Here is a 13,674-nt window from a genome sequence, read left to right on the forward strand (position 1 = left end):
CAAATTTTCCTTCCACGCCGATTGGCCGGCTGGCTCCTAGACCTAACTCTTCACCTCGAATTGCGGATCGACTGGAATCTGCATGGCAGTGACCAGATGGTTGGTCTGGCCAGCGAGACCGATGATCGACACCAGTTCGCCGTGTTGCGCGTCGGTCATGCCCTTTGCCCGGGCGGCGGCCGTGTGGGAATGGACGCAGTAGGAGCAACCATTGGCGGTCGACACCGCGATATAGATCATTTCCTTGGTCAGCGGGTCGATGGCGCTGTCCGCGACCATTACCACCTTCAACTGCTCCCAGATCCGCTTCAGCGCCGCCGGATCATTGGCCAACCCGCGCCAGAAATTGTTGACGAAATCCGATTTGCGTGTCGCGCGGATATCGTCGAACACCGCCTTCACCGTCGGGATTTTTTCCACCTCGGCATCGCTCAGGAGTCTTGTGGTGGCCATGGTGCGGTCCTTTCGTTTGGAATGGGTGGGTTGGGGATAACGAGTAAAGGCGGCCACTCACGTCGGATGATTCGGTTTTGGCGTGTCTCGGAAACCTTTAAAGGTGCGCCTCGGACCCAAGCTTCGTCATTCTAGGGCGAAGCAGGAGCGAAGCTCCGTCGCGGAGACCCTAGACTCCATGCCGCGACCTTGGCCAATGGGTGCGACGGTGCAAAATTCTCCACTGCTGTGTCGCTCTGACGTCGCGGCATGGATCCTGGGGTCTGCGCCGCGTCGCTTCGCTCCTTGCTTCGCCCCAGGATGACGAAGTGATCGTCGTGTCGGCTAATCTCCGAAGCCTGCAGCAAGGGTTGTCAGACATATCGGGTATTCCTCCAACACAACCCTAATGCACCGCCGCATACATGATCTTCTCCTCCGTCGCCTCCGCCGGCGAAAACTCCTCGACGATACGCCCCTGCCGGCACACGAGAATGCGATCCGACAGGTTCATGATCTCCGGCAAATAGGACGAGATGACCACCACAGCCAGGCCCTCGTCGGCCAGCCGGTTGATGATCTGGTGGATCTCGGCGATGGCGCCGACATCGACGCCGCGCGTCGGTTCGTCGAAGATGACGATACGCGGCTGCTGCACCAGCCCCTTGCCGATCACCACCTTCTGCTGGTTGCCGCCGGACAGCTCGACGACGCGGGCATTGTCGTTGATCGCCTTGATATTCAGCGTCTTGGTCCATTCCGCCGAAAGCTGGCGCATCTCCTGCTGGTTGATCACCCAGGCCTGTTCGCGGCCCGCCGCCAGCAGCCCGCCGAACAGGTTTTCGGCAATACCCATCGTCTCGAAGATGCCTTCGCTCTTGCGGTCCTCGGTGACATAGACGATGCCGTCCGCCACCGCTTCGCTAGGCACGAGGTAGCGCACCGGCCTGTCGTCGAGTTCGATCGCCCCACCGCGCAGAAAATCGCGCTTGTAGATACCCGACACGATCTTGAAGGTCTCGGTGCGGCCGGAGCCGATCAGCCCGAACACACCGGTGATCTGGCCCTCGAAGATCGAGAAGGAATTGTTGCGCACGACATTGCTCATCGAGATATCCTGCACCGACAGCACCTTCTTACCGGGCATGCGCAGCCTGGCCTCGTCGCGCTGGCGGTAGATCTGTCCCGACAGCGTGCGCCCGACCATGGCGGCGACGATCTTGTCGCGGTCGAAGGCCGACGTGTCGTCGGTGATGACCAGTTCGCCGTCGCGCAGGATGGTGATGCGGTCGGCGATCATCAATGCCTCTTCCAACGCGTGGCTGATGAAGACGATCGAGACACCGTTCGCCTTCAGCCGCCGGATCAGCGCGAAGAAATGCCGCTTCTCCTCCGGCGTCAGCGTCGCTGTCGGTTCGTCGAAGATGATGATCTCGGCATTGTGGTGGACGGCGCGCGCGATCTCGACCATCTGCCGCTTGGCGGCACCCAGCGTCGCCACCATGGCGTTCGGATCGACCGGAAAATTCAACGACTGCAGGAACTGCTGTGCTGAAATATACGTGCCGCGCAACCGGTTGAGGAATTTTTCGGTACCGAGATAGAGGTTCTGCGCCACTGTCATCGACGGCACCAGGCTGGTCTCCTGGAACACCATGGCGATGCCGGCCTCGAGCGCGGCATGCGGCGAGGCGTAGGCGATCTCCTGGCCCTTGTGCAACATCTTGCCCGACGTGGCGTCGACCACGCCGGCAATGATCTTGGTCAGCGTCGACTTGCCGGCACCATTCTCGCCAAGAAGCGCATGGATTTCGCCCTTGCGTAGCTCGAAGGTGACATTCTTGACCGCTGGCACGCCACGGTAATTCTTGGTGACATTCTCGAGGCGAACGATCGGCTCCATCAGAAACCTCCCGAGGCGAGGTCGACGGCCAGCACGCAATCGCCACCCCTGGAAGCGATGAACAGTTCGTCGCCTTTCTCCGCCACGCTGCAGATGCCGTGGCGCGTGCCGTTGGCGCGGCTGTGCAGGCTGAATTGCGGCTGCATGTCTCGGTCGAGCCGGACCACCAGCCCGTAGGAACGGCTGGGCGACCACGGCTTGTGAATGCCCATCGTGCGGATGCCGCCGCATTGCAGCGGCTCGAGGAAACTGCGGTTGGATGCCAGCGCCGGGGCAATCCAGTAGGCCGGCGGCACCTGGTCGATCATGTCCTGGCGATAGTGCGTTTCCTGCAGCACGAATTCGATCAGCCGGTTGCGTGGAGCGAACAGGGTCAGCCACGCCCCGCCATCGCCGGCCGGCGACAGCCGCGCGGGATAGCCTGGCAGATGCGTCAGCACGGTCGAGCGGCTGCCGGTCGCTCCATCGAAGCGCACGAGTTGATGGCGCCAGCTTTCGCTCACCAACAAATCGTCGCCAAGAATGTGAAGCCCATAGGGAAAGGCGACGTCGCCTGCCATCTTGCGGAACTCACCCCCCGCCGTGTCCCGTTTCCAAAGCGAACCGGACGCGCCCTTCTTCATCAGGTCGGCAGGCCATTGCGAAGGCAGGTGCTGTGCCGAACCATTGGCCAGCCACAGCGTACCGTCTTCTGCATAGGCAAGCGCGGTGATGCAGTGGATCCCCGCCGCCAAGGACACCTCCCTGCCCGCGATCAACAGCTTGCCGCTTTCCAGCCCCACCGTCAGTTCGCCTGAAGGCGACAGCGCCAGCGCCGTGATGGGAGACGGAAAGATCTCGATCACGACAGGTTCCACGCCAACGGCAATCGCGTAGACGGTGTTGCCGCTGGAGGCCAGCAGCTGGCCATCGGCAACCAGCAGATTGTCCGGCTCGGTCAGCTCGGCGAACGCCGGCGCGTCATCGAGCCGTGTGTTGGGACGGAAGGCACCGTCGAGCGGCGGGATGGTCACCGCCTTGCCGCGAAACATATCCAGGATCGGAAATAGGATCATGGCTGCGCGCCCCAATAGGAATCGGGGCTGGTCCAGTTCGGATCGGCGCCGGCAATTTTGTAGCGGCCGATGCGGTTGTTGAGGATGCCGCCGACGAACAGACATCCCTTGTGTTCGCGCATCGAGGTGACCATCGGATGCGCGCCGCCAGAGAGATCGCCCATTGCCTCGACGATGCCGCCCTTCTCGTTGAATTTCACCACGCCGCCGGTGTTGATGTTGGGGAACAGCCATTCGTCCTGCGGCAGCCGGCGCGTCATGCGCTTGCGCATGTCGGGGTGGCGCAGCGAGAGGTCGAAACTCGGCGTGCGCATGCCGAGCCACGCCATCCAGTAATTACCGTCCGACGCCCGGTTGATGTTGTCGGGATAACCCGGCATGTCGCGGATGACGCATTCGGCGGTGCCGGCCTTCGGCCCTTCCAGCCAGTAGCGGTGCACACGGCAGGCCCAGCTTTCGGCGAAGAACAGCGACTTGCCGTCATGCGCCATGCAGACACCATTGGTGTAGCGGTAGCCGTCGAGCAGCGTCTTTGTCGAGCCGTCCCTGGGGTCGTAGACCAGCAGCCGGCCGGTAGCGCGGTTCTCGATCGAATCCAGCGCCCAGTCATGCGCGTCATAGCGCTTGGTCGAGTCCGTAAAATAGATGCGGCCGTCCGGCGCGATATCGCAATCATTGGGATCGCGCAGCCGGGCATCGTCGACGATAGAAGTCCAGGAGCGCGACGTCTCCGCCGACAGGCGTTTCACCTCCCGATCCGGCGAAACCGAATACAGCCCCATGGCGCCGACACAGCTGATCAGATTGCCCGACTTGTCGAAGGCCAGCCCAAGCGGAAAACCGCCAATATGGGCGAACACTTCCGATCTGGCATAATCGGGCGCGAAGAAGCGGACGATCTCGCCATGGCGGGTACCGCAATAGAGATTGTCGTCGCGGTCGAGGATGACGTCTTCCGGCCCCTCGAGCTCGCCAAGTCCGATATGGTCCGCCCCCGACAACCGGTTGTCGAGTGCGTAAGGCGTGCCCGAGCCCGGCACCGCGGACTGTGTTTCGCCCATCTTGAGATAGACCGGCGCGACATAGACCTCGTTCAGCACCTTGTGGCGGTTCTTCAGCCAGCGGATGTCGATGGTCACCGCCACCGCCAGCATGATGCCCAGCACCATCTGGTTGGTGCCGGTGCCGTAGCCAAGCCGGATCAGCCCATTGGTCATGGTCAGCACGATGATGGCGCCCATCAGGCCCTTGATCACCGAGCCGCGCCCGCCGCCGAGGCTGACGCCGCCGACCACCGCCGCCGTCAGCGCCATGATCTCGAGATTGAGGCCGGTGCCTGGCCCCGCCCCGCTCAAGCGGCAGGCGATGAGAAAGCCGCCGATCGAGGCGCAGAAACCGGAAAAAACATAGGTCATGAACACGGTGCGGCGCACCCGGATGCCGGCATTGTGCGCGGAGCGCCTGGAGCCGCCCACCGCCAGCACATGCCACCCCGGCCGCGAGCGCGTCAGCGCGATATGGGTGACGATGGCAAGGATGATCGCCAACCACACCGAGACTGACAGGCCCCAGAAAGTGCTGTCGCCGATGAAGTCGAGCACGTCGGACGTAGCGGTCGAAAGCTGCACATCGGCGGCATAGGTGGTGACGAGGATGTCGAACAGCGCCCGCCCAAAAATGAAGGTGACCAGCGTGGTGAGAAAGGCGCGCAGCCGCAGGTACCCGACGAGGTAGCCGTTGATCGCGCCGAAGACGAGGCCGGTGGCGAGCGAGGCGGCAAGCGCCAGCCAGATCGATTGTTCGAGGATGAAGAAGACATAGACCGCGGAAAAGCAGGACAGCGCGAAGATCGAGCCGACCGACAGATCGATGCCGCCGCCCAGCATCACCACGGTCATGCCGGTGACCACCATCGAGAACTCGCCAAGCTGCCGGGTCGATTCCTGTAGCGAGGTCAGCTTGAAGAAGCCCGGAATGATCGAGCCGAACACACCGAGCGTCGCCACCAGCGCCAGGAAGGGAATGGCGTTGTCGGTCCAGCGCTTGGTCAGGATCTCGCCGACCAGATGGTCGGGCACGAGATTGTAGCGCCAGGACTGCAGGCGTTCGCGAAAAGTCATCAGGTCACTGCTGCAAGAGAAAAAGAAAGATGTGGTCAGCATCCGAAGGGCAATTATTCAAGGTTTGCGCTGCCCCTCACCCTTACCCTCTCCCGTGAAGGACGGGGAGAGGGGGTCGCCAACGTTGCGTCTAATCACTTCTCCCCGTCCCTATACGGGGAGAAGGTGCCGGCAGGCGGATGAGGGGCAGCACCAACGTCGGAAGAAGCGACCGCCATTAGCGCATCGAAAAAGGCCCGCCTACTTCGCCGTCGCTTCCGCCTGCAGCGCCTTCAGGTCCCAGCAACTGTCGGGCTTGAGGTCGGCCTTGGTCGTCGCCTTCTCCAAGGTGTAGATGTAGGTGTGCGAGGTGCCGGCCGGCTGGCCGCTCTGCAGCAGGAATTTGATGATGGCATTCATGTCGCCCGACTGCCGGGCAAGTTCCGTCATGACGACAGCACCGTAAGTACCGTCCTGCAGCTTGTCGCAATCGGCCGCCTTTTCGCCGCCGCCGGTGGTGACCAAAAACACCTTGCCGTCGAGCTTGGCGTCGCGGATCGCGGCCGATGCGCCGGTCGCGTCACCATCCCAGAAATCGATGATCGAACAGATGTCCGGGTTCTGCTGGAGCATGGTCGTCGTCACGTTGCGCGAGGTCGTCGCATCCCAGTTGGAGTCGGGCTTGGCCACGACCTTGAAGTCGGGATGCTTGTCCAGCACCTTCATGATGCCGGCATACTGGTAGAGGCTGGAAGAGTTGGCCTGGTCGCCCTGCACCAGCCCGATCTTCTTGGACGAGTTCTCGCCGCAGCCCTTGATCGCGGCTTCGGCTTCGAGCTGGCCGAGCCGGTCCCAGTCGCTGCCAACAAAGGCGTCGGCCGGGAAGTTGGCCGGGTTGTCGACGAGGATCACATAGGTGCCGGCGGCCTGCGCCTTCTTCATCAGCTTGGAATAGGAATTGAGATCCGGCGCATGGATGATCAGCACATCGGGTCTGGTGTCGGACGAGATGGCGTCGGTGATCGCCTGCGCGCCGGCATCGACAACCCAGTTCGGATCGCGCGTCTCGAACGTGCCGCCCCAGGCCTCGACTTCCTTCTTCAGATAATGCGCCCAGCCCTGCGCCAGGTCGAAGCCCATCGCCAGCGGCACCAGCATGACGCGCTTGCCTTTCAGCGCTTGTGCATAGGCAGCGGGGCCCGGATCGTCAGCGGCGAAGGTCGGCGCCACGAAGGCGGTGACGGCAAGCGCCGTGGCCGCCGCCATGAGTGTTCTGATCAGTTTCATGTCTCATCCTCTGGTTCGGTTTTCATTGCCGGCGCATCGTCCCGATCGCACCGGGTACCCCGAGCAAGATGGGCTAGCCCATCTGCTCTAAATGTCGCCCTGCTGCGCGGTCTGTTCGTCACGCGGATTGATGATCCCGTCGACGATGATGGCGCCGAGCAGGATCGCCGCCTTGATCAGGTTCTGGTAGAGCAGCGGAATGTCGATGATGGTCATGGCATTGAGCAGGATGCCGATCAGTGCCGCCCCGACCAGCACGTTGCGCACCCCGCCTCGTCCGCCCGACAGCCCGATACCGCCGATCACCGCCACCAGCACGATGTCGTAAAGCAGCGTCGAATTGACGACACGCGTATTGATCGAATGCAGGCTGGCCGCTGTCAGCAGGCCGGCGACCAGTGCCACGAAAGCGGAGAGCACGTAGCGCAGCACCAGCATTGGCCGCACCGGAATGCCGATGTTGCGCGCCGCGACCGGATTGTCGCCGGCGAAATAGATATAGCGGCCCCATTTGGTGTAGCGCAGGAACAGGAAGAACAGGAAGGCGAGCCCCGCGAAGACGAACACCTCGATCGGAACGTCGAGAAAGCGCAGGCCGCCTAGCAGTTCCACCCAATGGCCCTGCGGCACCGGCACCGCGTCCTGGGTGATCAATTGCGAACGGACATAGCCGAAGACGAAGGAGCCGGTCGCCAGCGTGACGAAGATCGCCGGCACATCGGCATAGGCGACGAGAAAGCCGTTGAGCAGTCCGATGGCGAGCACGCCGGCCAGCACATAGGCGAAGGCCAGCCCATCCGAGGTCCCGGTGTTGAGCAGTTGCAGGTACCAGGCGACCGACATGGCCATGATCGCCACCGCCGACAGGTCAATGCCGCGGCCGATGATGACGACCGCCATGCCTAGCGCCAGAATACCCAGCACCGAGACCGAGCGGACGATGGCGACGAGATTGTTGGGATCGATGAAGCCAGGCAGGCCAATAGCCGCGGCAACGAACAGCACGACGGCTATGGCAAAGACGATGCCTTCCTGGTTCAGGCTCCTGAAGTTCAGCCAGCCAGCCATGTTCATTGTCTGCATTCACCCCGCTGGCAGCGCAGCCACCCCTTGGAGAGAAAGCTAATCGGCCGAGCGCCGCTTCGTCAAATGAATCCGCGTTCAAAACGCGGGCTGGCGGCGAGATTCGCAAAGTGGACGCATTGATTGCCGAATCTGGCGCAATGCCCGGAAACTCCTGCACTTTTGGCAATTGTTTGCGTCATTGTCCGCGCCTGCGGATACACAGCACCAAGCCGAAAGGCGAAGACGGAATTTAACCCTGCGATCGGCGGGAAAATTCGATTTCAGTTTCAGGCAATATGGCCCGAGACCTCGGCGCCGGCGGTCTTCGGCAACACCAGGAAGCGGAACGACGAAACCAGTCCGATGACGCCGATCACCAGGAAGGCTGCTCGAAAATCGACGAGATCGAGCGCCGGCCGGCCTCTCGCGATCTGCGACAGGTTGAGGATCGCCGCCGCCACCGCGACGCCGAACAGCATCGCGACCTGCTGTAGCATCGAGGACAAGGTCGCCGCTGAGCTGCGCTGCCCGGCGGCGATATCGGCGAAGGCCAGCGTGTTGAGCGCGGTGAACTGCATCGAGCGCGTCAGGCCGGCAATCAGCATCAGCGCCACCACCAGCGCTTGCGGCGTCTGCGGCGAGATCGCCGCGCAAGCCATGATCGATGCGGACGCGATGATGCCGTTGAAGACCATCACCGAGCGAAAGCCGAAACGGCGCAACGTCGGCGTCGTCACCGTCTTCATGCCGAGATTGCCGAGAAAATAGGCCAGGATCATCATACCGGCATCCACGGGGCTGAGCCCGAAGCCGACCTGGAACAGAAGCGGCAACAGGAACGGCGTGGCGTTGATCGCCACCCGGAAGATGGTGCCGGCGGCGAGCGTCGAGATGGCGAAGGTCAGCACCTTGAACGAGGAAAGGTCGAGCAGCGGATGCGGCGCGCGACGGAGATGCCGCACTGCTACCCAGCCGACGACGATCCCCGCCGCGATCAGCCCCACCGTCGGCAAGGCGCCATCCTCCGGATGCGCGATGCGCTCGAGACCATAGAGCAGGCAGGCGAGCCCCAGCGACGTCAGGAAAAAACCCGGCCAGTCGAGCGGCTTGGGATCGGCTTCACGGTCATCCGGGATGAAGCGGGCGACCAGCGCCAGCCCGACAATGCCGAGCGGGATGTTGATGAAGAAATTCCAGTGCCAGGAGAGGTAAGTGGTGATGAAGCCACCAAGCACCGGCCCGACGACAGGCGCGAACAGCGCCGGCCAGGTGATCAGCGCCGTGGCGTTGAGCAATTCGGATTTCGACGCGTTGCGCAGCACCAGGATGCGGCCGACCGGCGTCATCAAAGCGCTGCCCAGGCCTTGCACGGCACGGGCAATGACGAATTCGGTCAGGGTCTGCGAAAAACCGCAGGCGAGCGACGCCAGCGTGAACAGCGCGATCGCGACGAGGAAGATGTTCCGTGCACCGAACCGATCGGCGAGCCAGCCCGACAGCGGCACGAACACCGCCATGGTCAGCATGTAGACGGTAATGCCGATGCTCATCGCCACCGCCGGCACGCCGAACGATTCCCCCATCTGCGGCAGTGAGGTCGAGATGATCGTCGAGTCCAGCAGTTGCATGAAGAAGGCGATGGCGACGATCAGCGCCACACGCCGCGAATTCCTGGCTGGGTCGGCTGAAGCTTCGGTCTCGGAAACGGCAGTCATGACGGACCGCTTTGAACAGCATTTGGCCGACGGCGTCCAGACAAGAGCCAACAAACTTTCGTGTCGCGTCGCGGCCTGTTATGGATGAGCGGGGTGGCCGAGGAACAGCGTGCTCATGAAGCCCATCTATATCGACTATCTCAATGCCCTGGACATCGAAGCCCTTGCCATGACTGATGGTGAAATCATCGGCGCGGTCGAGGCCGGGCTCGTTGCGCAAGGCAAGGGCCAGACCGTGATCGAGCCGCGTGTCCACCTCGAACCCGACCCGTCCTTCCATGGCCATTTCAATGTCTTGCGCGGCTACGTGGCGCCGCTCGACGCGGCCGGCGTGAAGATCGTCGGCGACTATGTCGACAACTATCTGCACGGCCTGCCCTCTGAATTCGCTATCCTCAATCTATTCGATCCGCGCACCGGCACGCCACGCGCCATCCTCGACGCCACCGTCATAACCGACATGCGCACCGGCGCCGTCACCGCCATCGGCGCCAAACACCTGGCGCGCAAGAACTCGAAGGTGCTCGCCCATATCGGCGCACGCGGCACCGCCTACTGGAACGTACGCCTGCTCGACCATCTCTTCGATTTCGACGAAATCCGCGTCCATTCGCGCCGACCGGAAAGCCGCGACGGCTTTGCCGCCAAACTCTCCGCCGACCTCGGCAAGCCGGTCAAAGCGGTGGCCGATTGGCAAAGCTGCGTCGAAGGTGCCGACATCGTCGTCGAAGCGTCGCGGCTGCCCGAGCCGCAACCGCTGCTGAGGACAGAATGGATCAAGCCGGCCGCCTTGGTCGTGCCCTATGGCACGATGAGCGCGGTGGAGCTGTCGCTGACCGACATCATGCAGAAGATGGTGGTCGACGATTGGGGCCAGTGCAAGGGCGGCAAGTTCGGCGCGCTGCGTGCGCATGTCGAGACCGGACGGCTGAGCGAAAACACGCTGCATGCCGAACTCGGCCAGATCGCGGCCGGCCTCAAGCCGGGACGGCAGAGTGACGACGAAACAATCCTGTTCTGGCATCGCGGCCTGTCATTGTCCGACATCGCTCTGGGCAAGGCGATGCTGGCCAAGGCACAGGCGCAAAGCATCGGCCAAAGGTTGCGCTTCGCATGAGCGCGCTCGTCCTCACCGGGGCCGGCGTCAGTGTCGGCGATGTCGCCGCCGTCGCCCGCGAAGCGCGCAAGGTGGAGATCGGACCCGATGTTATCGGCAGGCTGGAGAAGGCGCGAAAGGTGCTCGACCAGGCCGCTGCCTCCGGCCAACAGATTTACGGCCTGAACACCGGGCTCGGCGCCAATCTCGGCACATCGGTCGAGGGTGACGCCAGCGCCTTCCAGCGCCGGTTGCTGGAAGGCCGCAGCGGCGCGGTCGGTGAAGCGCTGCCGGTCGAGGCCGTGCGGGCAACCATGCTTGCCCGCCTGACAATGCTGTCGGCCGGCGGGTCCGGCCTTTCGCCGTCAGTCTTTGTCGCTTTGGTCGATACGCTCAATGCCGGCGTCCATCCGGTTATGCCGTCGCTGGGCTCGATCGGCGCCGGCGACCTGGTGCTGATGACCGCGATCGCCCGCCTGCTGATCGGCGAAGGCGAAGCCGAGTATCAGGGAAGGCGCATGCCGGCAGTCAAGGCGCTGATGATGGCCCGCCTCGGCCCCATCGGCCTGGCGCCCAAGGATGGGCTGTCGCTGATCAACGCGTCCGCCGTATCCGCCGGCGGCGGCGCACTTGTGGTCACCGACGCGCTGTCGGCTCTGGCCCAGCAGCAGCAGGCCGGCGCGTTGACCATGGAAGGGATCGGCGCCAACCGCACCGTCCTCGATCCCCGCCTGCACATGGCTAGGTCGGCCGCAGGCCAGCAGGAAGCCGCCAAGGCGCTGCACGATCTTCTCGCCCGCGACGAAGCGCCGGCGCCCACCACCATACAGGACTCGCTGTCGATCCGCTGCATGCCCTCGATTCACGGCGCGCTGATCGAGGCGATCGGTCAGGCAAGACGCGCCGTCGAGATCGAACTCAATGCCGCCGCCGACAACCCGCTGGTTCTGAGCGACGACGAGCTGGTGCTGTCGACCGGTAATTTCCACACGGCGGCGCTGGCGCTTGCCTTCGAGACACTAGGCCTCGCAATCGCGCAATGCGCCGCTGCAAGTGCCGCCCGCTTCATCCAGCTCACCGGCTCGGGCCGCAACGGCTTGCCGAAATATCTGTCGCCAGTCGGAGGCGCATCGGCCGGTTTCGTGCCGCTACAAAAGACGGTGACGTCGATCCTGGCCGCCATCCGCCATAAGGCCAATCCGGTGATGCTCGATTTTCTCCCGGTTTCGGAAGGCGTCGAGGACCACGCCACGCAGACGCCGCTGGCGATATCGAAATGCGCTGATATGATCGCACTGTGGCGCCGGCTGATCGCTTTCGAACTGATGGCAGCGGCGCAGGCAATCGATCTGCGTGAAGGGTTGACGCTGGCCCCACGCACATCGGCTGTCCACATGGCGATACGCGCGCTCGTTCTGACGCTGAAGGATGACCGGCCGCTCGGCGTCGATGCGGAAGCACTCCACGCCGCACTTGCCGGCAATGCGTGGCAGCCGGCCTTATCTCCGGCCGACCTTGTCAAGGAACAGGCGTAGCTCGGCGGGGTCCATGTGCACGATGTGCCTGTCCTCGGGATAGGCGCCGCTGTTGACGTCGGCGACATATTCGGAGAACGCCGCCACCCGCTCCGCCTGCAGCCGGTCATACTCGGCGGCGAAGTTGCGATAGACCTTGGAGTGGCGGGGCATGTGGCCCCTGTTCTGGCCAAGGATGTCGTCGGCGAACAGATATTGCGCATCGCAGCCCGTGCCCGCGCCCATCGACAGCATGATCAGCGAGGTGCGCTCCGAGATCGCCTTGGCGACCTCGACCGGGACGACCTCGATCTCGGCACCGATGGCGCCGGCCGCCTCCAGTTGCTGCACCGCCTCGAAGACCTGCATCGCCGTGTCGGCGGACTTGCCGACCGCCTTGAAACCGCCGGTCCAGGTCGCGCGGGAAGGAATGAGGCCGACATGGCCGATGACGGGAATGGCATCGTCCGCCATCCGCTTGATGGTTGCGTAGCCCGCGCTGCAATAGACCGCGTCGGCGCTTGCCTTATAGAGCCGGAAGGCCCAGCGGACGAAATCATCCGCGGTGCCGATTTCGAAGAAATTGTCGCCCGGCATGGTGAACAGGCTGGGTGCCGCGTCGCGGTATTGCGGGTTGAGCACCAGTTCGGGAGGCACCGAGACAATGTCGACCCCTGCCCGTTCGGCGGCTTCCGCCTCGTCCAGTGTCAGCACGCGCAGCATGGTCAGCTGCCGCTTGCCCTTCATGGCGCGCAAATCGGCGACGGTCGGTCTCTTTCGGCTCATTAAAACGTCCCTCTGTTGGTTACCATCGCGATGCCGATCGGTTGATCCGCTTCAGATCTGGATCATCACCTTACCGGCCTCGACCTTCACCGGATAGGTCGCGAGGTTGACACAGACCGGTGCGCCCTTGGCCTGGCCAGTCTTGTAGTTGAAGCGGCCATTGTGCTTGGGGCATTCGATGATGTCGTCCATCACCAGCCCATCGGCCAGATGCGCCTTTTCATGCGTGCAAAAACCATCGGTGGCGAAGAATTCGTCGTCCGGGGAGCGATAGATCGCGAAGGTCCGCCCATCATGGTCGAAGCGGATGACATCCTCTTCCTCGACATCGTCCACCGCGCACGCCTCTACCCAATCCGCCATCTCAATCTCCTGCAACCGTTCGCGATCGCTATTCGGCCGCCGCCGACATATCGACCTCGTGGAACTCGCCGCGATAGGGCCTGGCCGTCGGCGGCAATTCGCGCTTGAGGTAGTAATCCTCATATTTCAGCTGCCTGAGCAGAACCGGCCAGACCTCGCGGTAGGCATGCCAAATCGACGGGTTCGGCTCGGGCAGATCATGCTTGATCAGTTCATGCAGTCTCGGCAGTGCATGATACGGCACCATCGGGAACATGTGGTGCTCCACATGGTAGTTCATGTTCCAGTAGATGAACCGGCTGATCGGGTTCATGTGGACCGTGCGGGTGTTGAGCCGGTGGTCGCCGACATTGTCGGCC

Annotated in this window: 12 protein-coding genes; 2 read left to right on the plus strand and 10 right to left on the minus strand. The window is 63.1% G+C overall.

Translation table 11 applies throughout. The annotated features are described in order from the left end of the window. Positions 1-42 precede the first annotated feature (42 nt). The 7 genes from FJW08_RS20230 to FJW08_RS20260 all read right to left on the minus strand — a co-directional run bounded on the left by FJW08_RS20230 (position 43) and on the right by FJW08_RS20260 (position 9,556). A complete protein-coding gene (locus tag FJW08_RS20230) occupies positions 43-453 on the minus strand; it encodes a carboxymuconolactone decarboxylase family protein (protein ID WP_140812008.1) in 411 nt (136 codons plus the stop codon). 385 nt (positions 454-838) lie between these two features. Next, positions 839-2,335: a sugar ABC transporter ATP-binding protein gene (locus tag FJW08_RS20235; RefSeq protein WP_140759134.1), complete on the minus strand. Its 1,497-nt coding sequence runs from the start codon at positions 2,333-2,335 to the stop codon at positions 839-841. After that, the gene (locus tag FJW08_RS20240) at positions 2,335-3,390 is read right to left on the minus strand and encodes an SMP-30/gluconolactonase/LRE family protein (protein WP_140812009.1); all 1,056 of its coding nucleotides are present in this window, start codon (positions 3,388-3,390) and stop codon (positions 2,335-2,337) included. Before FJW08_RS20240 ends, FJW08_RS20235 begins: the two co-directional genes overlap by 1 nt. Next, the gene (locus FJW08_RS20245; RefSeq protein WP_140812010.1) at positions 3,387-5,510 is read right to left on the minus strand and encodes an SMP-30/gluconolactonase/LRE family protein; all 2,124 of its coding nucleotides are present in this window, start codon (positions 5,508-5,510) and stop codon (positions 3,387-3,389) included. Before FJW08_RS20245 ends, FJW08_RS20240 begins: the two co-directional genes overlap by 4 nt. A gap of 240 nt (positions 5,511-5,750) precedes the next feature. Continuing rightward, positions 5,751-6,776, minus strand: a complete 1,026-nt coding sequence (locus FJW08_RS20250; protein ID WP_140812011.1) for a sugar ABC transporter substrate-binding protein — start codon at positions 6,774-6,776, stop codon at positions 5,751-5,753. 87 nt (positions 6,777-6,863) lie between these two features. Then, positions 6,864-7,850, minus strand: a complete 987-nt coding sequence (locus FJW08_RS20255; RefSeq protein WP_140812012.1) for an ABC transporter permease — start codon at positions 7,848-7,850, stop codon at positions 6,864-6,866. Between the two features lie 278 nt (positions 7,851-8,128). Continuing rightward, the gene (locus FJW08_RS20260) at positions 8,129-9,556 is read right to left on the minus strand and encodes a DHA2 family efflux MFS transporter permease subunit (RefSeq protein WP_140812013.1); all 1,428 of its coding nucleotides are present in this window, start codon (positions 9,554-9,556) and stop codon (positions 8,129-8,131) included. 115 nt (positions 9,557-9,671) lie between these two features. Here FJW08_RS20260 and FJW08_RS20265 point away from each other — a divergent pair, with 115 nt between their 5' ends. Continuing rightward, the gene (locus FJW08_RS20265) at positions 9,672-10,673 is read left to right on the plus strand and encodes an ornithine cyclodeaminase family protein (RefSeq protein WP_140812014.1); all 1,002 of its coding nucleotides are present in this window, start codon (positions 9,672-9,674) and stop codon (positions 10,671-10,673) included. Next, a complete protein-coding gene (gene hutH / locus FJW08_RS20270; RefSeq protein WP_140812015.1) occupies positions 10,670-12,187 on the plus strand; it encodes a histidine ammonia-lyase in 1,518 nt (505 codons plus the stop codon). The genes FJW08_RS20265 and hutH overlap by 4 nt, the downstream gene beginning before the upstream one ends. On the opposite strand, the gene FJW08_RS20275 is transcribed toward hutH, so the two are convergent. From FJW08_RS20275 to FJW08_RS20285, 3 genes are all read right to left on the minus strand, one after another. Then, complete coding sequence (locus FJW08_RS20275) at positions 12,152-12,952, minus strand: 3-methyl-2-oxobutanoate hydroxymethyltransferase (protein WP_140812016.1); 801 nt, start codon at positions 12,950-12,952, stop codon at positions 12,152-12,154. The genes hutH and FJW08_RS20275 overlap by 36 nt on opposite strands. 51 nt (positions 12,953-13,003) lie before the next feature. Continuing rightward, positions 13,004-13,315 (minus strand): MocE family 2Fe-2S type ferredoxin, encoded by a 312-nt coding sequence (locus FJW08_RS20280; RefSeq protein ID WP_140759152.1) that lies wholly within the window; start codon positions 13,313-13,315, stop codon positions 13,004-13,006. 28 nt (positions 13,316-13,343) lie between these two features. Beyond that, the coding region (locus FJW08_RS20285) for a fatty acid desaturase (protein WP_181182980.1) at positions 13,344-13,674 on the minus strand (331 nt) is incomplete at its 5' end.

This window comes from Mesorhizobium sp. B3-2-1 (assembly GCF_006439515.1).
Lineage (GTDB): Bacteria > Pseudomonadota > Alphaproteobacteria > Rhizobiales > Rhizobiaceae > Mesorhizobium.